Below are 24,528 nucleotides of genomic sequence, written 5' to 3'. Positions count from 1 at the left end.
AGCCAACATTCTCGTTACTTCCTGCTTAAACTCAGCATCATAACTCTTTCGGGTTTTGCTCTCTTTCTGAACTCCCATTTTGCATCATGTTGTGCAAAAATGTGTGCCGCTTTCGGGAGCCACCTCACTATCCACCCCAAACCTCTCCAAAAGCTGAGCAATATCCTCAACCACACTCGGCCCTTTCAAATAGGTATCTAAGTATTATAAGCAATTGGTATTGCAAGGGGCAGTATTCTTGGCAATGTGATGGGCGTAGGCCCGGGCCGTAAAGTTGGCGAAAATGAGCCGGGAAAGATCAGCGTCATGCCCGCGGAATTATCGGTTCTTTTTCCAACCACCTTGGCTTCGTCAACGCTTTGCGTGGCAGTTACCCCTTTGCCAAATAGAATGACATCGCCCTGATGGACAGGTACATTAGCATTGGCACTGGATGTGTCCAGGCCGAATGGGTCAGTAAAAAGTATGGGATTATTAACAGCATATACATAGCCCGACATATTGCTGTTTTTCTCCGCCAACGCATCCACCACTCCCCATCTCCCCACCTCCGGCAAATACATTATGGCCAGTAAACTTGGCATCCACTCCAACCTCCACAATTGATTAATCGGAGGAATTCGGTTTGAGATAATTGTATACTTTTGTATCGTTAATATGGTACAACAGATGTCTTAATTCTTCACCGATGTCAAAGATTATGTCTTCAACCTCTTCTTCGGATAATTCATTTTGATAAAAATGTGGTATATGCTCGTTTATGACTTTTTTTAAGGATTCTTCAATATCAATAAGTGCATTCGCTAACGTATCAATCTGATTATCTTCTTTTGTTGATAATTTATTTAGAATAGAACTTCTTTCTAAATTGGCCATCAGAGCCCTTAATTTTTGAATGTATTCCATTGAGATTATTTTTTGGCAGGGTGATTGGCAAGCAATACAAAATCGACACTAAAATTTGTGAATAAATATTTAGCGTCGATTCGTTGACATACAGCGTGTAATTTTGTTTTTACTGCACTTAGTTATTTTTAATGTATTCTTTTAGCATATCTTCATAACCCTCGACATTCAGAGCGGCTAAATACATTTTTTTTAAATTACTTTTATCAATTGAGTTATTTACAATCATTATGTTCGATTTTTTGCTGTTAAAAAGAGATCTTGCTTTTCTATGAAGCATTTGATAGATGTTCCAAATGAGGAGATCCTCCCATTCGTTTTCAGAACTAGATTCAGCCAACTTTCGCGCCTTGAAAAGGCTTTCAGAACGAAACCCTCCCGTTTCTTCAATGATTTTTCCTTCTGATATATCAATTTCAGAAGGAAAGTATTTAATTGTTTTCTGAAATAAGTCGTTGAATTTCATATTTAGTTTCCTATGATGTTTCCGTCTTCATCAAGTGTTGTCCTTTTTCCCGATTTTTTAGAATTAGGCCCAAAATCAGTTGTCCCTTTTGGCCATACTTTCCATTGTTGACCAACATTACCAGGATTTCCATGACTCGTGTGACTCTCTTTGTATATTTCACCAGTCTTTTTATGTACCCATCCTTGATTTCCACGTAATCTAATAAATTCATCAACATCATTATCTGGAGTTGGTTTTGCATTTAATCGCCTTGGGCCTCGTAAAACCTCACTTGGTACCCCAATTTTTTCCAAAAGCTGAGCAATATCCTCAATTACCGACGGCCCTTTCAAATAGGTATCTAATGTATTATAAGCAATTGGTATTGCAAGGGGCAGCATTCTTGGCAAGGTGATGGGCGTAGGCCCGGGCCGTAAAATAGGTGAAAACGATCCGGGAAATATCAGCGTCAAGCCCGCGGAATTATCGGTTCTTTTTCCAACCACCGTGGCTTCGTCTACACTTTGCGTAGCGGTTACACCTTTGCCAAACAGGATTACATCGCCTTGGTGGACAGGGACATTAGCATTGGCACTGGATGTGTCCAAGCCGAATGGGTCTGTAAAAAGCATGGGGTTATTGACAGCGTAGGAGTAGCCGGACATATCGTTGTTTTTCTCCGCCATCGCATCCACCACGCCCCATCTCCCAACTTCCGGCATATACATCCTCGCCCCATAATCCAGATACCCGCTCCCAACCTGCAGCTCCTTCCCATTGTACAAATACCTGTTCACCCAGTTCTGGACCTGTGGCGGGGCACCGTCGCGGTTGATGGGCAGGCCGAAGTGATAATAATCCGTCTTCTGCAAGATCTTCCCCTTCTCATCGAAGACGACCCGGACGTTGCCCAGATGGTCTTTGAGGTAGTAGTCAAAACACAGGGAATCTTTGCGAAAAACGGCCTGGGCGTCGGAGAGGGCAAGCCTTTTGAAAGCATTGGCCCCGTTGTACTCGAAGCCACCGGCATATTTGACCGTCAATGTATCGGCAATGTATTGGTGTTTGGTGCCGGTGGCGTCGTAGTCGTAGCTGAAGGTCTTGGCGCCGATGGTGATGGTTTTGGGCAGGTCCAGGTAGTTGTAGGTGATGGCAGCTCCCCGGTTGCCGTCGGTGAGCATGTTGCCGTTGCCGTCGTAACCATAGCCGCTCACGCCCGCCTTCACGCCCAGTCCGCTGCCGGATCCGTCGGTGAGGGCCGAAAGCCGGTTGCCTGTGTAGGAATAGGCCAGGTTGTCGATGGTCCCCGCCGTCCCATTCCTGACCAGCGTTTTGATGTTGCCGTTTTTGTCGTAGGTGATGCCGCTTTCGGTTTCCTTATAATTAAAAAGCCCCGTGCTGCCTGTTAACCTGCCCGCATTGTCGTAAGCAAATACCAGCCCTTGGGTAAAGGTGTCCTCTGCCTTGCCCGACCATTGCATCTGGGAGATATTTCCGTTGGTGTAGCTGTTGCCGTTGGCATAATCCAGGCCGATGTTGTAAAAAGAAGAATCCGCCCCGTTTTCCTTGATCTTGTAAGCCGTTTTGGCATCGGTCAGCCAGCCCCGGATGTTGTGGGTATAGTTGGTGCGCCTGCGGAACTTGACGCCATCGCCGGAATGCTGCCATTTTTGCGAGAGCTGTCCCAAAGCATTGTAACGGCGGGCCTGGGTCACGGCCACTTTCTCCTCCCCACCGGCAGAAACCTTCTCTTTTACTTCCAGCAGCCTGTCGGCATGGTCGTAGGTAAAAGTCTGCCAATGCACCTGGGTGCCACTGGCTAGAACCTGCTCGGTTTTCTGCTCTGCCACTACGGGTGCCAGGTCATATTTATAAAGCATGGAGGCCCGTTCCATGGCCGTAGGCCCCAGCTCGTGCAGCTGCCTGACGGCCTGGACCTGCCTGTACTCTTTGTCATAATAGGTCACATTCGTCAGCCAGCCGCCCGCCCCGCCGTTGCCCGGCAGTACCCTCGCCCTGCCGCCGGTAACATGCCCTTTGACCAAATTATTGAAAGCAGGGTAATACACCGGCGAATAGGACAAACCCGCCGCTTTTGAAAAAGCATAGTCGTCATAAAAAACAATGGTCAGCAGGTTGGCCTCGGTGGCATTCAGGGGTGCTGTTTTGTTGAGGGTATAGCCTGCCAGGGTCCCGTTTGCGCGGTCTTCGTGGTGCTGGGTGCCGGCATCGACAGTGCCCGCCCAGCTTTGGCGGGTAGCCGCAGAAACTACCTCGCCGGTAACGGCCGGGCGGTTGAGCGCGTCATATTTGGTAAATGCCCACACGCCCCGGGCCAGCTGGTTGGCATCCCGGGACAAAACAGGCCGGTCGTACTGGTCGAATACCGTCTCCAAAAGTCCCGCACCGGGCAGCTTTTTGACAACTGCCCGCCCCCTGTCGTCATAACCGTAGAGAAAGGCAAAATGGGCCGCATTGGCATCGTCCTGGTACTGGGGCTGCAATACGGCCCGGAGCTGTCCCAGGTCATCGTATACATAGTAGGTGGCCAGTGTCACGGCCCCGGCAATGAGGCGGCAGACCATCTGGCCCTGCCGGTCGGTATACTCGCGGGTAACATTGCCCTGCTCGTCGGTGGTTTGTTTGCGGAAGAGCGTGCCTGCACCATAGCTGCCTTGCTGGGAAATTGTCAGCAGGATGTCGGCATTGGGGACATAGTCGTAGCGTTTGACTTCACCGGCCACATTGGAGCCCAGTACCACGGAGGCGGCAGCACTTTTGCCGCCAGGCGCCTGGCGGCCGGTGGACCTGCCCAGGGGGGATGCTTCAAAGAAGGTTTCCTGGTAGGCCCTGGAGAGGTTGTCGGCTTTCAGGCCGGCAGTGTTGGCGGTGTAGAAAAATGCCTGGGAAGCGGCCGCCCCAACCTGGAAATTCCCGCCTGCGCCAGTGACGGGATACGGCAGATACTGCCGGGGCTGGCGGCCGTGATCATCATATTCGGCGGGGGCGACCATATCCGCACCCGAAGGGCTTTGGCCTACCTGGATGGTCTGTTCGGGCCTTCCGAGCCCATCGAAGTACTGGACCTGTACCTGAACTTTGCCCACATCCTTGGCATCAGCCCCGGTTTCTTTGTAGGTGCGAGAGAGGATATAGTTCCGGTCGCCGCTCTGGGCGAAGGCGGTCTGCAATGCTGCCAGGAACAGCAGGGATTTTAGAAGAAAATGCATGTGTGTTACTTGTAAATGAAAAAGGGGCCCTCCCAGGTCGGTCGGGTGGGCTTTTCATTCAGACGTGGCCATTCAAAAAAAGTAACGGGTGCACACAAAATATTTTCGCATAGCCAGAAATTACCCGCTCTAGTATGATCGCTATGTTAACTTTTAAAAAAATAGAGCTGCAATAATAGTCTTTTCAAGAAGGCACCGAGTATCATAAAAAGACTAAACCAGCTAATATCATGGCACTTTCCCGGGCTGAAAAATTGATTAATAAACTGATCAGCAATGAACTTTCAGCTGAAGAACTGTCCGAACTGCTGGAAGGAATTACCAGTGAAGGGGATCAGCAAAAATACTCTGACATACTGGAAACCTATTTTAACAAGCTGCTCAAAGAGGAAGAAAAGCAAGAAAAATAAACGATCAGTTCACCACTAATTTCTTACAACTATATTTTTAACAACTACTCGCTTAATACAATGAAACCAAAAGCAACTCTCAAAACGGCAGCACGATGTTTGCTTGCCCTGCTGTTTTTTACCGGGCCGGATATTTCTGCGTTCGCCGTGGAAGGGAAGGGACCCGATTCTAGAGCAAAAAATAATGTGGCCGTAGCCAGGATCAGGGGTACTGTAACCTCGGCAGTGGACGGTGCTGTCATACCGGGTGTCAACGTACTGGTTAAAGGTACTTCGCTGGGTACTACTACCGACGCTTCCGGTGCTTACACAATTGATACGGACGTTAATAATGCAGTACTTGTTTTCTCCTACATCGGTTTCAATACGACCGAGGTAGCGGTTACCGGGAAAAGTGTCATCGACGTTGTTCTTGAGGAAAACGTAGCGACTTTGCAGGAAGCTGTGGTAACGGCACTTGGTATCAAAAGAGAAACACGTTCTCTTGGTTACAATGTGGGAAAAGTAGAAGGCAAGGACGTTGCCAATGTAGCCAATGAAAATGTGCTTACTTCATTGTCAGGAAGGGTTTCCGGGGTGTCTATTAACCAGACCAGCGGTATCGGTTCTTCCATCAGTATCGTAATCCGGGGAGCTGCGTCGCTAAAAAACAACCAGCCGCTTTTTGTAGTGGATGGTGTCCCTATTGCCAACAGCCTTGCGAACGTTAGTGATCAAAAAGGAAGTGGTAACAAAGTGGATTACGGTAATGCTATTTCGGACATCAATCCGGACGATATCGAAAGCATGTCTGTTTTGAAAGGACCTAGTGCGGCTGCACTTTACGGATCAAGGGCTGGTAACGGGGTTATCCTGATCACCACCAAATCGGGTAAAAAAGGAAAAGGGCTGGGTGTTTCGTTCTCTACATCCAACGTATTTGAAAAACCTTACCGGTACCTGGACCTGCATTACAAATATGCCAATGGCGAAAGGCCTTTCCAGCTGGATAATTCATCAGCTTACTGGGGTGGTTTACCCCTGGATGTGGGTAATAAAGAAGTACAATGGAATGCACCATTGGACGCAAACGGCAACCCGGTCGCTACGGAACTGAGATCCTATAAGGATAACATGAAGAACTTTCTTCAGACCGGTATTACATCTACCAATAACCTGACTGTTTCCGGTTCTACTGAAAAGTCTACCTACCGGGTTTCCTACAATAACATGATCAACAAGGGTTTGATCCCGAATTCAGATCTGTACCGTAATTCTTTCTCAATAGCGGGAACTTATGATATGGCTAAAAACCTGAAACTGAGTACAAACATGAATTTTGTCCGGTCCAGCTCAAACAGCCGTCCCCAGACGTCGGAAAGAGATGGTAACCCGTTGCAGGCAGTTTATTATTCGCCAAGCTACAATATCGATGATCTGAAAGGAGTTTGGAAGCCGGGTCTGGAACAGATCGAGCAGCTCACTGTTGCAAAAGGTGAAACAGACAACCCTTACTTCCTCGCAAAGTATCTTACCAACGCGTATACCCGCGATCGTTTGTATGGAAACCTGAAACTGGACTGGACCATTGTTCCAGGCCTGACTGCCTTTGTCCGTTATTCTCACGACATGTATGACGAAGACCGTGAAACCAAAATTCCATGGAGCTACAAAAGCATGGCAAAGGGTGGTTATTATCTGGAAAATATTGGACGGAATGAAAGCAATGCAGATTTCCTTGTTACGAAGACTATCAAAGCGGGCGATTTTGATATCAGCATTTCGGGCGGAGGTAACATCATGAGGCAGCGTGGCGCAAGCTCTGATCTTGGCGGGCGTGACCTTACGTTACCCGGCTTGTACAATATATCAAACATCCCTGTCGGAAACAGGATTGTACGTAACGGCAGCTACAAGAAAGCGATTTACAGCTTGTATGCGTTAAGCTCTATCGGTTTCAAAAACCAGCTGTATCTGGACCTTACCGCCCGTAATGACTGGTCGAGTACATTGCCTGCGGACAATCGTTCATACTTCTATCCTTCGGCTTCTCTGAGCTGGCTGGCAAGCACTACATTTAATTTGCCTGCTGCGGTTTCGTTGCTGAAAGTAAGAGGAGGCTGGGCTCAGGTTGGTAATGACACGGATCCATACCAGCTGTATAACAACCTTAACACAGGAAACTGGGGTGACCTGGTTACTGCAAATCTTGGTGACAACCTGCTTAACCCAACATTGCTGCCGGAAATTGCGACTTCTACTGAGGGCGGTATCGATCTGAATTTGTTCAACAACCGTTTTAGATTCGATATCACCTATTACGACAGGGCGAATACGAACCAGATCTTCAGCGTTCCGATGGCACCGTCGACAGGATGGGCCAGCAAGAACATCAATGCGGGGAAACTGGTGAGCAGAGGCTGGGAAATTGGCCTGGGCGGCACTCCGATCAGTAACAGAAACGGATGGAGCCTTGATGTGAATGCCAATTTCAGCCGCAACCGGGTTACAGTAAAAGAACTGGCCCCCAACTTCCCTTACTTTGAGCAATGGTCGGAAAACGGCGCAGGAGCTTACACTTTTGTAGGCGAGCAGATCGGTAATATTTACAGCCGCGGATTTGAAACGGTTCAGGATAAAAGTTCACCGTACTATCGCTGGCCTATTATTGCATATAACGGAGAAAACGGAGATATGGACTGGCAACAACTGGGTGGCCGGGAAAACAATGTTAAAGTTGGTAACTACAACCCAGACTTCCTTGTAGGTATGCAGACTACGCTGAGCTACAAGAGATTCTCCCTTGGTTTGAGTTTCGACTGGAGACAGGGTGGTGAATTCATGTCATTCACATACCGCTACGGAGAGTCTGACTGGAAATCTCAACGCCAGCTCGATAACCTGATACCAGGTAGTCTTTACACACCGGATGCCCTGGTTGCATTGCTGAAGTCGGATCCTGAAAAATACATTATCCCTCAGAACGGTAACTTCCCAAGGGTAGGCGGACATACCGCCGCGACAGGTGGTTTCGGGCCCGACGGGGACGGAGCATTTATTCCGGGTGTGTATAAAGATGATGCAGGAAACTACCATGAGTGGTTGGGTGGTGCCGGTACCAGATACCTGCCTATCACCGGCATGTATCCATGGGGTTTCAACCAGCAGGTGACCTTTGATGCTTCCTTTATCAAACTGCGTGAGGTAACTTTGTCATACAAAATCCCTAACCTGTTCGGTGTGGTACGTAATGCGAATCTCTCACTTTACACAAGGAACATCATGTTATGGACAGCTGCACAAATTGGTATCGATCCTGAGCGTGCATTCTGGGCTGACCCTAGCAAAGGAGGGTTCCGTCAGGGTATTGAAAGACAAAACGTGATGCCATGGACTATTCCTTTCGGATTTAAACTGAATTTCGATTTTTGATCATTCAAAACTGACATTCTTTTGCTCATCATATTTAATAAAAAGGCAATGAAGATTTTAAAATTTATACCCAAACTTGTTTTCATGATTGCGCTGCTGGCGGTTACTTCCTGCAAGGAAAACCTGACAGAGATCAATGAAAACCCCAATGGCGTGAACCCGGGCAACGCTAACCCGAACCTGCTCATGCCGACCGTGATGTCCGGGGTAGCGAAGCAGTATGTGGGACTTGGATACGGCCGGATAGCCGGCGTGATCCAGCATACCCAGGAGGATGCATGGAAAGATGGTTTCAACGACTATAACTGGAGTGAGGAAGACAGTGAATGGAGTGCATGGTACGGTTACCTGAGAAATAACAACCTGCTCCATAAAAGAGCAATTGAGACGGGCTCCAAGTTCCATGAGGGCGTCGCGCTGACTATGAAGTCTTTTATTTTCGGAACAATAACCGACCTGTGGGGCGACGTACCTTATACCAATGCGCTGAAAGGTGACGAAGGCGAGATGCTGCCCGAATTTGACAGCCAGGAGGTAATTTATAAGGGTATCATCGAAGACCTGAAGGCCGCATCGGCACTATTTGCGGCTGGGGGAGCTGAAAGCTACGCGCCGGGATATGATGTGTATTACAATGGCGACCCGCAAAAATGGCAGAAATTTGCCAATACTTTGCTGCTGCGTTATTACATGCGTATTTCCAGCAAATTGCCGGACATAGCCAAAGCAGGTATCGAGTCTGTATATGCTTCCGGGATTTATTTGAAAAGCTCTTCAGAGGATGCTGTGATGGAATACATCGGAACTGCCTCTGATAACTCATGGCCCAACGCGGTCGCTTACGATGTAAGCCAGTCGAACTGGAGAAGAAGAAGGCCTGCAGCGACGCTGATGAAAAATTTGCTCGCAAACAGTGATCCGCGTTTGAAAGTATGGTTTTTACCAGTCCACGTTCGCTGGGTATCTGACCCGACGCTTGCTACGGGTATGGACGAGTTCATCCGCGAAGATGGCGTGATCCTTACGGGTGTGAAGTCGCTTACCGAGCAGGAGCTGAGAACCAGAATTGCAGCCGGACACAAGTTTACACGTCATTTTAACCCTACACTTTATAAGCCCAGCCGTCCGGAACAATTCAACGGGCCGCTTAATACAGATGAATATGTAGGTGTTCCGCCGAGTATGTTGGACCCGACTTACTTTAATGAAAACCCTACCACGGGTCAGCAGGTGCAAAATCAGCATGCTTCGCAGCTGAGCTATACTTATCAAGGTGTAAAAGGTGGTATTCTGAAGGCAAGGCTTGCTTCTGCTTCCGAAACCTCATTCATTCTGGCGGAAGCCGCACAGAAAGGCTGGGCTGCCGGTGCTGCTGAGACGCATTATAACAACGCGATCAAACAGTCCCTGGAAACCTGGGGTGTGGAAGCACAGTATGATACGTTTATCAAAGGTGCCGGTGTTGCCTACAACGGAACCCAGGCGCAGATACTTCAGCAGAAGTGGGTTGCGAGCTGGACTGCCTCAACCGAAGCGTGGTTCGATTTCAGACGTACAGGCCTCCCTGTACTGACACCTGGTTTGGCGCCTGTTTCCCGCGCTTTGCCTTTGCGCTTCATTTACAGCAACAGTGAATTGAACAACAACGGTGCAAGTGTGAGAAGCGCCATCGAAAAACTGGAAGAAACCAATTTCTCCGGTCCGCGCAAAAAGAACAGCCAATGGTCTAAACCATGGCTGGTACAAGGAACCGGAAAGCCCTGGTAATAGCAGGACGGACTGCAAAGAATGCCCTCGTTTGAGCTAAAAACGGGGATTCAAGATGAAGACGCAAAGTGAATAAACCATCAGATTTATTCCTTTGCGTCTTTTTCATTTAACAGTCTGTACCGCTAAGTATTAAATTATCATTAAAACTTATAAACCAGGATTTTACAGTAGCCCAAAAATTCGATCTCATAGTATTTCCAATTGAATTACTCAGCGGCATTGTCCTGATGTCGGTCCGGCTCAACCCACATTTCCTTTCTATATCTCGATCTAAATAAAACCATCTAAACTGTAGTATGTTATGAATCAAAATTCTACTTCTGGATTAAGGCGGATACTCAGGTATTTGCTTGTGGTCGTACTCCTGTTGGAGGCTGTTTTTTTTCAGCCTTCATCCGCGCAAAACACAGATAGAACGATCAGAGGAAAAATTACAGCCAAAACCGACGGCTCGGTAATGCCTGGTGTGAATATCATCGTGAAAGGCACGCAGACAGGAACGACCTCTGATGCTTCGGGCGATTTTTCAATTAATGTCAAAGTACAAAACAACCCCATACTTGTATTTTCTTACATCGGGCACGAAACACAGGAAATCGCGGTGGGCAATCAGTCTGTGATCAATGTGGTTTTGCTTGAAAGCGCGGAGACGTTGGATGAGTATGTCGTTACCGCCGCCCTGGGTATTAAACGGGAAGCGCGGTCGCTGGGTTATTCGGTGGGCGAGCTGGATGGGAAGGAGATCAGCCGTGTAGCACAAGAAAATGTTTTGAACTCACTCTCGGGTAAAGTTCCGGGTGTGACGATCAGCTCTACAGGTAGCACAGGCTCTTCTGTCAGCATGATAATCAGGGGAGCCACATCACTCAGTAATGATAACCAGCCTCTTTTTGTGGTGGACGGGGTACCTATCGCGAATACTTTGAACAACGTGGGGCAGGTTGGCAATGATAACCGCGTCGATTATGGTAATGCCATTTCCAGTCTCAACCCGGATGATGTGGAGAGTGTGTCAATCCTGAAAGGACCGAACGCAGCTGCATTATACGGGTCAAGGGCCGGTCACGGTGTAGTCTTGATCACTACAAAAAGCGGAAGCAAAGCCAAGAAAATGACCGTTTCGGTGAATTCGAACACTGTTTTCGACAGGCCTTACCGGTACCTCAACATGCATTCAAAATTTGCTACGGGCGTTTTGCCATTTACGCCGGACAACAATCCCTATCCCGGCGGTATATTGGTGATCGAAGAGAAATCGGCCGGAGGTGTCGGGCCGGAACTGGACAAAGGATACAAAGCTATTCAATGGAACAGTCCCAGGGATGAAAATGGGAATCTGGTCCCTACGGAGCTGGTCTCTCACCCCGATAATGTCAAAAATTTCGTCAGGACAGGAATTACGACTACCAACGGCGTGTCGATTGCTAACAATACAGACTTGATCACTTACCGGCTGTCGTATTCGAATATGACCAACAGAGGTATCATACCGAATTCTGATTTGTTCCGGAATTCGTTGAATCTCAATTCGTCGGTTAAGCTTAGCAAAAAAGTGAGGGTGAGCACGAATATTGATTTCAGCCGTAATAATTCCAACAACCGGCCTGCTACCAACCGTGGCGCCAACCCGCTGCAATGGGCCTATGCAGTTTCCCCGCATATTGATATCCGTGACCTCAGAAATTACTGGGTATCAGGGCAGGAAGGTTTGCAGCAGCTGAGCCAGGGGCCGGGTGCTTTCAATAACCCATATTTTCTGGCTTATGAGGTGAACAATGCTTTTGTCCGTGACCGGGTTTTTGGGAATGTCAAGGCAGACTGGCAGATAACTTCTGAACTGAGCCTGATGGGAAGATATGCACTTGATACGTATAATGAGGAGCGGCAAACGAGAATTGGAAACAGTTATACCAATGACAGCCGGGGGGGATATGGAGTAACCAACCTGAAAAGATTTGAACGGAATGCCGATTTTCTTTTGACATATAAAAAGAATGTGGGTGATTTTAGTGTATCGGTGTCGGGAGGTGGAAATACGCGTTACCAGAAAAACTCCGATATAACCTCGGCTACCAAAAACGGGACCGGACTGATTATTCCGGGTTTGTATACGATTTCCAATATCGCGCCTGCCAACCTCAAATACGAGAACAGGCTGGCTGAGCGAGCGGTGTTCAGCGTGTACGGTTTGGCTAATTTAGGATTTAAAGACATCGTTTATCTGGATCTGACAGCACGTAACGACTGGTCGAGCACGTTGCCGAAAGAGAACCGTTCCTATTTTTATCCTTCTGCTTCTTTAAGCCTGATTGTCAGCGAATTGCTTCCGGTTTCCGAGCAGATCAGTTTGCTGAAGGTAAGGGGAGGCGTGGCGCAGGTCGGTAATGACACCGATCCGTACAGTTTGCTGGCTACACTAGATAATTCCGGGGCGTGGGACGGTATCACGCGGTTATCGAAATCGGGAAGAATTTTGCTGCCTGACCTGAAACCGGAAATTGCCACTTCTTATGAATACGGAATCGATCTGAACATGTTCCGGAACAAACTGCGGTTTGCGGCTACCTACTATCAGGTAGAAAACCGGAACCAGATCATCCCGACCAAGCTGCCGGGATCTAGCGGATTCACATCTAAAAATATCAATGCGGGATTGCTGGTAAGCAAGGGACTCGAGTTATCGCTGGGGGGAACACCAATTGATAAAAATGGGTGGAGATGGGATATCAATGCTAACTGGTCGCGCAACCGGACTACTATCAAGTCACTTTCTGATGGATTAACTTTTTATACTTTGTGGACAGATGCCAAAGGCGGTGCCTGGACTTACGTCGGAGAGCAGATCGGGGATCTTTATGATTCTGAACTCGTGACGGTTAAAGATAAAAATTCTCCTTATTACAACTATCCGATACTGGATGAAAACGGTTCATGGCAGAGTATAGCAGCCTCCAATACCCGCAACAAGATCGGTAATTTCAACCCTGATTTTATCCTGGGCATGCAAACTTCACTGTCCTACAAAGGTTTCAGCCTGAACATGACCTTCGATTGGAGAAACGGGGGTGAATTTGTGTCCCAGACCTACCGCTACGGAGAATCGGATCTTAAATCGCAGCGTTTTCTGGATAACCTGATTAATCCGAACGGGATGACCGGCGATCAGCTGCGTAATTATCTGGTGGAAAATGACAAAGTGGTCGTTCGCGGGAACAAATTCAATATTGTTGGCGGCCCTACCAAGGAGTATGGCGGGTTCCCATTCCCGTATGGTGGCAATACTTACGACTATGCTGTATTTAATCCGGGTGTAATTGCTGAATACAATTCGGAAGGAGAGATCACGGGCTATACTGAAAACCTCGGAGGGGCGGGAACTAAATATCTTCCTTACGGCGACAATTATCCCTGGGATTTTACGCGAGCGGCTACGTTTGACGCTTCTTTTATCAAGCTGCGCGAAGTTGCGCTGGGGTATGACCTGCCGGCCGGTCTGGTACAAAAACTGGGTCTGCAAAATGTGAATGTCGCAGTTTACAGCCGTAACATTATGTTATGGACCAAAGCCAAAATAGGTATCGATCCTGAGCAGGCATTTCAGCAGGAATCCAATGCGCAGGCGGGTACGCAGTTCAAGCAGGGTATCGAGCGGTACAACGTAACACCTTGGGTAATGCCGATTGGCTTCAAACTGGGTCTTACTTTCTAATTTCAATCAGATAGTATATTTAATATTAATACACTCATGAAAACATTCAGCAAAAAATCCATCCTATTCCCGCTGTTGCTCGCGTGCCTGATCTTTTCCTGTAAGGATCTCAGCGAACTGAACGAAAACCCGAACGGAGTTGCGCCGGAGACAGTCAATCCCAATCTGATCCTGCCTACTATCTTAACCGAAGCTGCCAGAGCCTATGTAAACCTGGGGTATCAGGATATTGCCGGGGTGGTTCAGCATACGCAAAAAGATGCCTGGGCGAGCGGGCATAATGATTACGACTGGGGCGGGAATCAGAACTGGAATCCTTATTATGATATCCTGAGAAATAACGACCTGCTGTATAAAAGATCGGTAGAGCTGAATCTGGAATTCCAGCAGGGCGTTTCGCTGGTCATGAAATCCTTTGTTTTCGGCCTGATCACCGATTTGTGGGGAGATGCCCCATATACCGATGCGCTGAAAGGCGAAGTTGGAGGAACAGAGAATATTTTACCCGCTTTTGATGGGCAGGATAAGATTTACGCAGGTATCATTGCCGATCTTGAAAAAGCGAATACACTTCTTTCCAAGTCCAAAGCAGATTACCCTGGAATTGTGGATAATGTAGATGTATATTATGGGGGGAATCCTGAAAAATGGAGAAAAATGGCCAATTCACTTCTCCTGCGCTACTATATGCGGCTTTCAGAAAAACAGCCGGACATTGCGAAAGCGGGAATAGAGAAAATCGTTGCCAACGCTGTCCAGTACCCGATCATTACCTCCGAAAGCGACGATGCCGCCATGTCATTTCCCGGAAATAGTGACGGCGACTCCTGGCCTGCCAATGCCGTGTATGATGCGAGCGGAAGCAATTACCGGAGAATAAAGATGTGCGCAACCTTTGTAGAAAAGCTACAGGCTCTGAAAGACCCCCGCCTGGGAATATGGGCCAATAAGGTCGAGGTACCGCTGGTAGTGGATGCGACGCTGCCTCCTAAAACGGACAAAATTGTAGATGGCAAACGCTATCTTTCACCGGATAAGGTAGGTACGGAACAAATTGATACCGATCCAGAATATGTAGGATTGCCGCCGAGCTTTTCGGCCCTGCCGTCGGCCTATAATCTCAACCCGACTCCCGGACAGACTTCATACAATCCGCATGTTTCATTTTTGAATGATATATATAAAGCAGCCAAAGGGCCATTGTTGAAAGCACGGCTGATATCAGCGGCTGAGGTGCATTTTATTCTCGCAGAGGCCGGACTGAAAGGCTGGGCGGCAGGCGTAGCCAAAGATCATTATGAAGCGGGCATTAAAGCCTCACTCAATACATGGACGGTGGGGAGTACTTACAGCGCCTATATTGCGCAGCCCGCAGTCGCTTTCAACCAAACCATCAAGCAGGTGATCGAGCAGAAATGGATCGCAGGCTGGACAGCGGCCACCGAAGCCTGGTTCGATTACAGAAGAACGGGCATACCGGAGCTGCACGCAGGGCCGGCAGCGAAAAGAGACGTGTTGCCTGTTCGCTTTTATTACATGCAGGATGAGCTGCAGATCAATAAAGCCAATGCCGAAAGTGCGGTCAGCAAGCTGGAAATCACGGTCTATTCTCAGGCGGACAAGGGAAACAGCGCCTGGTCGAAGCCGTGGGTGGTACAGGGTACGAAAAAACCTTGGTGAGTTGGTTTTGTAATATAAAACATCGAAAACGGGACTGTCTGAAATGTCCGACAGCCCCGTTTTGTTTTTGAAAAGCTGCCGTAATATTTTTAACGCATGTCAAATGAAAAATACGAAAGCCATACTGTTAACCTGCTTGTTTTGCATTTTCATTCTTCCCGTACATAGCCAGGATTTCAAGGCAGGCGCGGCTGTGCGGGTTATTACTCCGGATCCCTTGTTGCCTGTGTCCGGCGGAATAGGAACTCCCAAAAAAGCTACATCCAAAAATGGCGAACTATATGTGAGAGCGCTGGTTTTGGAAAAAGGCAATACCAGGGTGGCTATTGTGAATGTTGATAACCTAGGCTGGCCTGCGGCTCTGGGCAATAGATCGAGGGCTTTGATCAAAGGCATACCCCCGGAGAACATTCTCATCGGTGCTACCCATACCCATAGCGGTCCCGATGCTTATGGTTTTCCCAACGAAAAGGGCGAATCTTTTGCCGATCTGAAGTATCTGGACCATTGTGTGAAATTGATTGCAGAGGCTGTAAACGAAGCGGTTCAAGACCTGGAAGATGCCTCCCTAAGAACCGCAGTAGGGGAAGCAAAGGGTAAAATCGCATATAACTACTACGCCGATCAGTTGTACGACCCGCGCTGCGGAGTCATTCAAGTGCTTGCGAAAAACAAGGCACACCAGGGCAAAGCTATTGCCACACTGGTTAACTATGCGATACACCCGGAAGTAATCGGGTCTGGGCGGGGTATTTTAAGCCCCGATCTTTGCGGCCCGCTTTACGACCGGATCGAAGCAAAAGGTGGTGGCACCGCCATTTTCATGAACGGCGCGCAGGGTGGTATGGTCACGGCAGATAACCGCGTCGAAAACGGCAAGGAAGCCAATGACTGGAATGAATGCAAAAGGATCGGTGAGCTCCTGGCGGATGAAGCGCTGCGTATTGTCGCAAATGCCGGCATACAGGAAAATCCGGCTTTATTTTGCACATCGAAAAAAATACATTTCCCGGTCGATTCGGAGATTATGCGGTATATTTTAAAAAAATCCCCGATCAAAAATGAGATGGCAGGCGACAACCGGGTGGCTACGCAACTTAACCTGCTGAACATCGGAACTGCACAAATACTCACAGTTCCAGGTGAGGCTCTGCCCAATATCGGTTACTATGTAAAGCGGCACATGAAAACCAGTCAGCCCTTTCTTTTTGGGCTGACCAATGATGCTTTCGGGTATATGCTTACCAAAGTGGATTTTCAGAGTTTCAAAAGATATGACTACGTCAGCCGCACAAGCCTGGGCGAAATGACCGGTGAGATTTACATGGAGGAAGCACTTAAATTAATCAGTGAAAACCCCGGGGCTGAGGGGTACAAGTAATATGATCAACACAAACAAACCTTAGGAATATGTACCGGAATGCAATCAGACGCTCGATCACAGTAATTTTTATTCAATGCATTGGCATATTGGCAGTTAACGCTCAGAAGATCACACCCGAAACGGCACTTCACAGTTATCTTGAAAATGGCGACAAAACTTTTAAATGGGAGGTAAAAGAGACTTTTGCCAAAGACGGTCTGACGTTTTACAATCTGCTGCTCACCTCGCAAAAGTGGCGGGAGTTCACCTGGACACACCAGCTCACAGTGATTGTACCGAAAGAAAATAAACACGATGACGCGCTGCTTTTCATTACCGGCGGGTCGAATAAAAATGAGCTGCCCAACTGGAACAGCAAGCAGGATGACAAAATGTATGCGTCGCTGGGCGGCATCGCCACCACAAATCGCGCCATTGTAGCATTGTTGAAGCAGACGCCCAACCAGCCTTTTTTCGACGATCTGACCGAAGACGCACTGATTTCATATACGCTGCACAATTTCAAAAAGGATAAGGATTACAGCTGGCCTTTGCTTTTTCCGATGGTTAAGAGTGCGGTGAGGGCAATGGACGCGGTCCAGGAATTTTCCAAACAAAAGCTGAACCATACCGTAAATAGCTTTGTGGTAACCGGCGCTTCCAAGCGCGGATGGACTACCTGGCTTACAGGTGCCAGTGACAAAAGGGTACAGGCCATAGCGCCGATGGTAATTGATATTCTCAACATGCCGGTAAGTCTTGATTACCAGATCAAATCCTGGGGGGATTACAGTGTGCAGATTGAAGATTATGTGAAGCTGGGAATCCCGCAATCGACAGGTTCTCCTGATGGTCAGGCGATCACTACCATGATCGATCCTTATTCTTACCGCGCAAAACTGACGATGCCCAAAATGATTTTTATGGGTACCAATGATGAGTATTGGGTGGTGGACAATATCAAAAACTACCTGGATAAAATCCCCGGCAACAACATGCTGCATTATGTTCCGAATGCCGGCCATGATCTTGGAGGAGGTAAACAGGCTATGGAGGCGCTGAGCGCGTTTTTTGGAGCGACAATCACGAAAACGCCCTACGCTACCTGTCAGTGGACACAATCTTCCACCAAACAGAGTGTCAGTCTTGAAATAAAGGCTACCTCAGATGCTTTGGTAGATGTGATCCTGTGGTCGGCTCATTCCGCGGACCAGGATTTGCGGAATGATACCTGGACGGGTAAAAGTCTTGGCATCAGCAAAAAATCGGTCGTGAAGGTAACGGAGAATTTTCCGGCCAGTGGATTCCGGGCTTTTTATGTGGACTTGAAATACAAAACGCCTGCAGGCGATACTTATACAGAAAGTACGAGGGTCTTTTTGACCAGTAACAAAGTATTACTTTAAACAACATTATTTTTCTGTATGAATACTGGTAAGCTGCTGTCATTTATTTTACTCTTATCGATTGGTTTTAGTTCTTGTGAAAAGAAAAGTGAGCTGACATCCGGGAACGTTAAAAATGTTGTGGACGATGCCGTTACAAGGCTTTACAAAACATTGACTCCGGCTCAGCTCGACACAGTTTCTGAAAATTACCTGCTCGGTTTTTTTACAGATGAAGAAAAGGAGATCCTTGCCACGAAGTTCTGGACTTTTGACGCGAATGTGCCTGTCACTGTCTCCCTGATGCGCGATCAGGGGCAGAAATCAATGCCTTTCTGGATAAAAGAGAGTGGCTTCAAAAAGACGGGTCTAACCGTAAAAAATGAGGAATATACTTATGAAGTCTGGCAGAAGAACTTTGATAAAGGGAGTATTGGTTTAGGTATCAATGGTTTTGACAAGCACCGCCCGGTGTATTTTATTAGTGTCGCACCGCAAAAGAAACAGGATAAACTTCAGATTACCCGGGTTACACCTTCCCAATATCCGTTGGACACGATCGATACAGGTGCCTTTACCTATCACGACTGGGATGGCCTGGTGCTGACCGAGGTTCCGGACGAGTTAAAAGGCCAGGTATTGTTTACTACGGTTCGGGGCCGTGCGCGGGAAGCGCATCTGGTAAACGCATTCAGGAATACCAAAACGCCTTCTTCCTCCGTCCCCGACCAGATCATGCTCACGTGGAGCGATGATCCGAAAACTTCTGTGGACATTCAGTGGCGCACGAATGTTTCAGTTGAAAGAGGGCGAGTCAAATACTGGAAGCCCGGGACTAAGGATACGCTTTTTGCTGATGCTTCAAAATTTAAAATGGAGGATCGCCTTCTGCAAAATGACCGGTATGTGAACCGGTTTACCGCGAAGCTGAAAAATCTTTCGCCGGGGACCACATATTCCTACGCGCTGGCAACTGAAAATGAAAAATGGCTGGCGCCGGTTGCTTTTCAAACGCAACCGGACGTGAACAAAGGATTTTCGTTTATCTGGTTTGGGGATACGCATTACTCGGAAATATGGGGTGATATGGCAAAAAAATCATTAAAAAGACACCCGGAAACTGCATTCTTCTCCATTGCGGGCGATCTGGTGACCACCGGCCTCCACCGCGATGAATGGGACGGATTGTGGAATTATTCGAGTCCGGTATTTCATGGCAAACCTTTGATGCCAGTGCCGGGGAATCATGACAGCCAGGATGGGCTAGGGGCCTGGATGTACCAGGAGATGTTCAGCCTGCCTGAAAACGGTCCCGGAAATCAGCCAAAGGAAATGACCTATTCTTTCAAATACCAGGATGCACTTTTTGTGATGATCGATGCGACGCTTTCGGTGCCGGCTCAGAAGGGATGGATTGAAAAACAGCTTAAAAATTCTGACGCGAAATGGAAATTTGCGATGTTCCATTTTCCTCCATATAACCTCGAAGAGCCTTACGACGACATCAGAAAAGATTGGTGTACGCTTTTTGACAAATACCATGTGGATATGGTCATGAGCGGGCACATGCATTATTACCTCCGTACAAAGCCGATGCTAAACGGAAAAGCTATGAAAACGCCGGCAGAGGGAACGATCTATACCATGTCCATCAGCATTCCCGGCAAGCAGGAACAATGGCCGGAAGAAGATTATGCCGTGGTTCGCTATCCCGACGGTCCTTTATACCAGCACATTACAATGAAAGATAATACGCTTACATACAAATGTTACGATCCGGAGGGGAAGGTGAGGGATGAACTGGTGATCAGAAAGTAGGAGTTATTGTTCCGGGGTTTGGATAGGATCTTTGTAATCCAGCAGATCACAAAACATCAATTGCGTCCGGCCCTTGTCTTCAAATGGCCGGAGCAACTTGAAGCCGTTGTTTTTGTAAAAATCTATTTTGTTGTTATATGCATCTACTAGCATAAATCGGCAGCCGGTTCTGTTATTTGTTAAAAACATAATTTTAACAAAGTCAAGAATACCTCTTCCGTAACCCTTACCTGTGAACTTCTCACCTACACCTAATCTCCCGATTTTTACAGCGGGATAGCTTTTATGAGATTTTTTATGGGCGATTTTGGAGCGAGCTTTGTTATACTGACTTCTGCTTGGAAAATCCTCCAAAGCTATTTTGTCATTCTGGACCGAGAAGTAAGCAATTGTGTCATCCTTGTTCTCGAGAATATATGTTACAGCCAGATGTGCTTTTTGGTAGTCAATTGCGTCCTGTAAAAGGAATTCATTAAGTTCGTTATCACCGCAATCAAATGGTTTTATAACAGAATCAACCGACAATCTGACGATTCTGAATCATCTAATGCCATCAGAACGTAATCTTCGATTGAAACAACTTGAAGTTTTTCTTCATTCTATCAAGCTCTTCAGCAGACACCTTTTTGTTAAATTCCATATTCTTCCGGAATCTAATTGCGTCTGCACCTTTTAAAACCGGTGTTTCTTTTATCGGGCGTGCCATAGCGAAAGTGTGTTAAATTATTGAAAATAAGAATCTTAGTAACAATCGTTTGTTGGAAAGTTTGTAATGATACAATAATGGAACGATTGGTTTTATAATAATAATTGCGAAGTTAAATATTTATCTGCCATTGCTTAATAAAGGATGTTTAAAAAGAGGGAAGTGGCTAGTTAAATGAATTAGCATTTCTTTTTATTTCCTTTTACTCCAAGTGATATGCAATCGTTAAAACCCTCCGGCCAGCATCCTTCAAAACCGGCTTTGAGCCCCTTTCAATTCTCCGTGTGAGCTTACTGCTACTGCTGTGAGCAGCGCTATGATAGCCAGCACAAAAATTAGATTGATAAACCACCTGTTGATATTGAGGCCCCGGTCGGTAAAAGAGGGCTCGAACTTCCCGACAAGCAGACCGATAATCACCACATTGACAACATAAAGGTATTGTTCTATACGGTAAGTGCTCATAAAAGCACAGGTGATAAGGATGCTGTAAATGGTATAAACGCTAAGATTTGCCAGAAAGAATAACCTTACGGAATCAAACGAAAAGCTTAAAACGCCTCCTTTTCGTTTTTGATAATTAACATAAATAAAATAGCAGGCATATCCTGCAATCAGCAAGAGCGCAATCCACTGCACATATCGGGTAATGCCTGTTCCGTCGCCGGTTGGACTGATTTCCTGGACCGTATTCAGGATTCTTTCTGTTCCGAAGGATTGGTCCCAAACAATAAATGGGATGATCAATGTAAGAATCACGAGTGGGACAAGTATGCTGTTCTTAGGTACGCCAGCCTCCTGTTGTTCCCATTTCGAAGTGAATGTGCCGTAAGCCATCCCAATACCACCGAAAAATCCGATGGAATATTCCATCACATTCCAGAAATTGAATTTGATACCCGAAACATTTCCCATCACTTGAAGGAAATTCCCGAACGCAAACCCGAAACCCCCGCCCAGGCCGGCAAATACCGCCACGCGGATCGCCGCATATTGCCGGTTTCTGATCATAAACCAGAACATAGCCACGGTCATTCCAAAGCAGGCAGCCCAGGCCTCCGATCGGGGAGGGGTCATGAGCCAGCCCAATTCTTCAATCAGAAGGTAATAGAAGATCAAAGCACCGGCGGTCATTTCCAGGATCAGCTGGTGCCAGGCCACAGGTTTGTCTTTTGTAGAAGCCAAAACGAGCCCAAAAAGCCCGCCGCCGATCAGCCCGAACAGGCCTCCTATGACAAACAACATCAGCAATCCATAATATACATTTCCGAATTCGATCCCTCGTCCGTACCCAACCACAATCCCATAGCTGATGATGCCACCGATTCCCCAGCCTGCCGCCGACGCAAGTGCCAGATGAAAGGCTTTTGCATACCAGTCTGGTCTTTTGGCAAGAAGCACGATACTCAGTCCGCCGATCCCGCCAGCCCAGGCAGCACCCTGTTCGTGCCCGAACTGTCCGCGGATAGCCCAGGCCGTTCCCAGCGACATGCCTGCAACGAGCAGTGTAAAAAGAAGTTGTCGGTCTTTCATTCCGGTAAAATATAGAGGAGGGTTTATGAGATAAGTACTTTTTAATGTGAGAAATGGACTACAACCATTGTCCTGATTTTTTGCCAATAGCCCGAAAAATGCATTGAAAAGTATTGAGATTGAATGAATTTGATAACCGACCTTTAAGTAAAATATGTTTTATGGATCCAGTACTGGCAATAGACGGAGGAGCAAAATCGGTAACCAGGCAGTTTCCCTGGCCTGTGTATGATTCACGGGAAGTGGATGCAGTAGCCGAAATAGTCAGGAGCGGCAAATGGGGAAACCCGGATTGCGGCGATGAGGTAGCTAAGTTTGAAAAAGCGTTTGCGCGTTATTGCGGAAGCAAATATGCAATTACGTGCGTTAATGGTTCTGTTTCACTCCGCCTTGCCCTGATTGCCTGCGGCCTGAAACCCGGAGACGAGGTGATCGTTCCCCCCTATACTTTTATCACCACGGCATCGTCGGTTATCGAGTGTAACTGCGTACCGGTTTTCGTGGATATTGATCCGGATACTTATAACATCAGTCCAGCCGCCATAGAAGCCGCCATTACCGAGCGCACGAAAGTGATTATCCCGGTGCATTTCGGAGGACAGGCCTGCGATATGGAAGCCATTATGGACATTGCAGACAGGCACGGATTAAAAGTGATTGAAGATGCGGCTCACGCTCACGGGGCAGAGTATAAAGGGAAAAAACTGGGCACGATCGGTCACGTAGGCAGTTTCAGTTTTCAGTCTTCCAAAAACCTTACCTCCGGCGAGGGCGGAATCGTTATTACCGATGACGATGATCTCTACGCGATGATGCATTCGTTGCGTAATGTGGGGCGTATTGAAGGCGGCCAGTGGTATGACCATTATAATCCGGGTTGCAATTACAGGATCACGCAGATGCAGGCGGTACTGCTTTCACACCAATTGGAAAGGCTCGACGGGCAGACAAAAAAAAGAAACGAAAATGGATTGTATCTGAACGATCTGTTGAAAAATATAAAAGGGATCACACCGCTGCACAGGGGAGAGGAAATCACGCTGCATTGTTACCATATTTATATTTTCAAATATGATGCTTCTGAATTTGGCGGGCTGCCGAAAGACAAGTTCGCTGAAATGCTTGCGGCCGAAGGAATCCCTTCTTTTAAAGGTTACCCACATCCTTTGTATAAGCAGCCTCTTTTTCAGAACCGGAACTTTATGTGTTATGCTATCCCCGAAACTGTCGATTACAGCCGGGTTGTCTGTCCGGTGGCTGAGCAGGCCTGCAGTACAGACGCCGTATGGATTTTACAGCATGCCATGCTCGGGGAAAAAGAAGATATGGAAGCTTTTGCCGGGGCGATCCTGAAAATCCAGCAGGCTGTTGCGGCCATTGCAGGTAATTAGCCTGGAAATAGCTGATCAGTTTTTTGAGTTTTTTCGGGTATTTTTCAGTTCCATAAAATACTGGCGCTGTCCTTTATCCAGATGTTCAATAGCATATCTCAGTAAAGTCCGCGGCATGGTTGCGGCGTATTTATCCAGAAATTCCAGTAACCTTTCACGGTTGGATGCACCCGCAAAACGGAGCATCCAACCCGTGCCTTTGTGAACAAGGTCTTCTTTGTCGTTAACAAGTATTTCAGCAATTTTAAATGTATCGTCCAGATCGCCCTGTCTGATAAAATACGTCGTGCTGACAATGGCTGTTCTTCTTTCCCAGAGATTTTCCGAAAGTGCCAGCTGATACAAAATATCCCTGGGCTTGTTGTAAAGGTAGCTCCCGGTCATGTGGAGCGTTCCGAGGTCGACAAGGTCCCAGTTGTTGATCCTGTCGGAACGTCTGATGTAAAGGTCGAACAGTTCTTTTCTGCGGCTTTCTGGCGTCTTTTTACTGCGCGATTGTTTGTCCATAATGCTGAGTGCGCCGGCCCGTGCTTCGTGAATATCGCTTTCCAGCAATTTTTCGATCTCTTCCGGCGACATATCTATGAATGCTTTGGCCAGATCGAAAACCTGTCCCATACGTACACCGATGAACGTATCACCTTCACCGTATTCGCCTGGGCCAGATTTGAAGTAACGCTGAATTTTTACAAGTTCCTCCGGCGAACTGGCGGCTTTCAGCTTTTCGATAAAATGTGCTGCGTCGATATTGGTAGCCATAGGATCCGC

Annotated in this window: 16 protein-coding genes; 9 read left to right on the top strand and 7 right to left on the bottom strand. The window is 47.4% G+C overall.

What is annotated here, in order from left to right:
• Positions 1-197: 197 nt before the first annotated feature.
• The 4 genes from FBF61_RS31310 to FBF61_RS31295 all read right to left on the bottom strand — a co-directional run bounded on the left by FBF61_RS31310 (position 198) and on the right by FBF61_RS31295 (position 4,584).
• Positions 198-563 carry an RHS repeat-associated core domain-containing protein gene (locus FBF61_RS31310; RefSeq protein WP_138484935.1) on the bottom strand — a complete coding sequence of 122 codons (366 nt, stop codon included), beginning with the start codon at positions 561-563 and terminating at the stop codon, positions 198-200.
• A 43-nt stretch (positions 564-606) separates the two neighbouring features.
• A complete protein-coding gene (locus tag FBF61_RS31305) occupies positions 607-906 on the bottom strand; it encodes a hypothetical protein (protein WP_138484934.1) in 300 nt (99 codons plus the stop codon).
• Between the two features lie 118 nt (positions 907-1,024).
• Positions 1,025-1,372 (bottom strand): hypothetical protein, encoded by a 348-nt coding sequence (locus FBF61_RS31300; protein ID WP_138484933.1) that lies wholly within the window; start codon positions 1,370-1,372, stop codon positions 1,025-1,027.
• Positions 1,373-1,374: 2 nt separating this feature from the next.
• Positions 1,375-4,584, bottom strand: coding sequence for a DUF6443 domain-containing protein (locus FBF61_RS31295; RefSeq protein WP_138484932.1), 3,210 nt, complete (start codon positions 4,582-4,584; stop codon positions 1,375-1,377).
• Between the two features lie 230 nt (positions 4,585-4,814).
• Here FBF61_RS31295 and FBF61_RS31290 point away from each other — a divergent pair, with 230 nt between their 5' ends.
• The 8 genes from FBF61_RS31290 (at position 4,815) to FBF61_RS31255 (ending at position 20,130) form a co-directional block, all read left to right on the top strand.
• Positions 4,815-4,994 (top strand): hypothetical protein, encoded by a 180-nt coding sequence (locus FBF61_RS31290; protein ID WP_138484931.1) that lies wholly within the window; start codon positions 4,815-4,817, stop codon positions 4,992-4,994.
• A 60-nt stretch (positions 4,995-5,054) separates the two neighbouring features.
• Positions 5,055-8,405, top strand: a complete 3,351-nt coding sequence (locus FBF61_RS31285; RefSeq protein WP_138484930.1) for a SusC/RagA family TonB-linked outer membrane protein — start codon at positions 5,055-5,057, stop codon at positions 8,403-8,405.
• Positions 8,406-8,453: 48 nt separating this feature from the next.
• Complete coding sequence (locus FBF61_RS31280) at positions 8,454-10,172, top strand: SusD/RagB family nutrient-binding outer membrane lipoprotein (protein ID WP_138484929.1); 1,719 nt, start codon at positions 8,454-8,456, stop codon at positions 10,170-10,172.
• 304 nt (positions 10,173-10,476) lie between these two features.
• Complete coding sequence (locus tag FBF61_RS31275; RefSeq protein WP_138484928.1) at positions 10,477-13,884, top strand: SusC/RagA family TonB-linked outer membrane protein; 3,408 nt, start codon at positions 10,477-10,479, stop codon at positions 13,882-13,884.
• Positions 13,885-13,920: 36 nt separating this feature from the next.
• The gene (locus FBF61_RS31270; protein ID WP_138484927.1) at positions 13,921-15,564 is read left to right on the top strand and encodes a SusD/RagB family nutrient-binding outer membrane lipoprotein; all 1,644 of its coding nucleotides are present in this window, start codon (positions 13,921-13,923) and stop codon (positions 15,562-15,564) included.
• A 103-nt stretch (positions 15,565-15,667) separates the two neighbouring features.
• Positions 15,668-16,945, top strand: a complete 1,278-nt coding sequence (locus FBF61_RS31265; RefSeq protein WP_138484926.1) for a hypothetical protein — start codon at positions 15,668-15,670, stop codon at positions 16,943-16,945.
• A gap of 29 nt (positions 16,946-16,974) precedes the next feature.
• On the top strand, positions 16,975-18,333 hold the full coding sequence (locus FBF61_RS31260; RefSeq protein ID WP_138484925.1) for a PhoPQ-activated pathogenicity-related family protein: 1,359 nt from the start codon (positions 16,975-16,977) through the stop codon (positions 18,331-18,333).
• An 18-nt stretch (positions 18,334-18,351) separates the two neighbouring features.
• The gene (locus FBF61_RS31255) at positions 18,352-20,130 is read left to right on the top strand and encodes a purple acid phosphatase family protein (protein ID WP_138484924.1); all 1,779 of its coding nucleotides are present in this window, start codon (positions 18,352-18,354) and stop codon (positions 20,128-20,130) included.
• Positions 20,131-20,133: 3 nt separating this feature from the next.
• Here FBF61_RS31255 and FBF61_RS31250 read toward each other — a convergent pair whose 3' ends face one another.
• Both FBF61_RS31250 and FBF61_RS31245 read right to left on the bottom strand, forming a co-directional pair.
• Positions 20,134-20,655, bottom strand: coding sequence for a GNAT family N-acetyltransferase (locus FBF61_RS31250; RefSeq protein WP_205748341.1), 522 nt, complete (start codon positions 20,653-20,655; stop codon positions 20,134-20,136).
• Between the two features lie 430 nt (positions 20,656-21,085).
• Positions 21,086-22,369, bottom strand: a complete 1,284-nt coding sequence (locus FBF61_RS31245; RefSeq protein ID WP_138484922.1) for a photosystem II biosynthesis protein — start codon at positions 22,367-22,369, stop codon at positions 21,086-21,088.
• Positions 22,370-22,530: 161 nt separating this feature from the next.
• On the opposite strand from FBF61_RS31245, the gene FBF61_RS31240 reads away from it, so the two are divergent.
• Entirely contained in the window at positions 22,531-23,760 is a 1,230-nt protein-coding gene (locus FBF61_RS31240) for a DegT/DnrJ/EryC1/StrS family aminotransferase (protein WP_138484921.1), read from the top strand.
• 15 nt (positions 23,761-23,775) lie between these two features.
• Here the strand turns inward: FBF61_RS31240 and FBF61_RS31235 are convergent, their stop codons facing one another.
• Entirely contained in the window at positions 23,776-24,519 is a 744-nt protein-coding gene (locus tag FBF61_RS31235; protein WP_138484920.1) for a DNA alkylation repair protein, read from the bottom strand.
• Positions 24,520-24,528 lie beyond the last annotated feature (9 nt).

It is taken from the genome of Dyadobacter bucti, assembly GCF_005869225.1.
In the GTDB taxonomy this organism is placed as follows: Bacteria; Bacteroidota; Bacteroidia; order Cytophagales; family Spirosomataceae; genus Dyadobacter; species Dyadobacter bucti.
The sequence above is the reverse complement of the archived record's forward strand: the minus strand, read 5'-3'. Positions and strand labels throughout refer to the sequence as shown.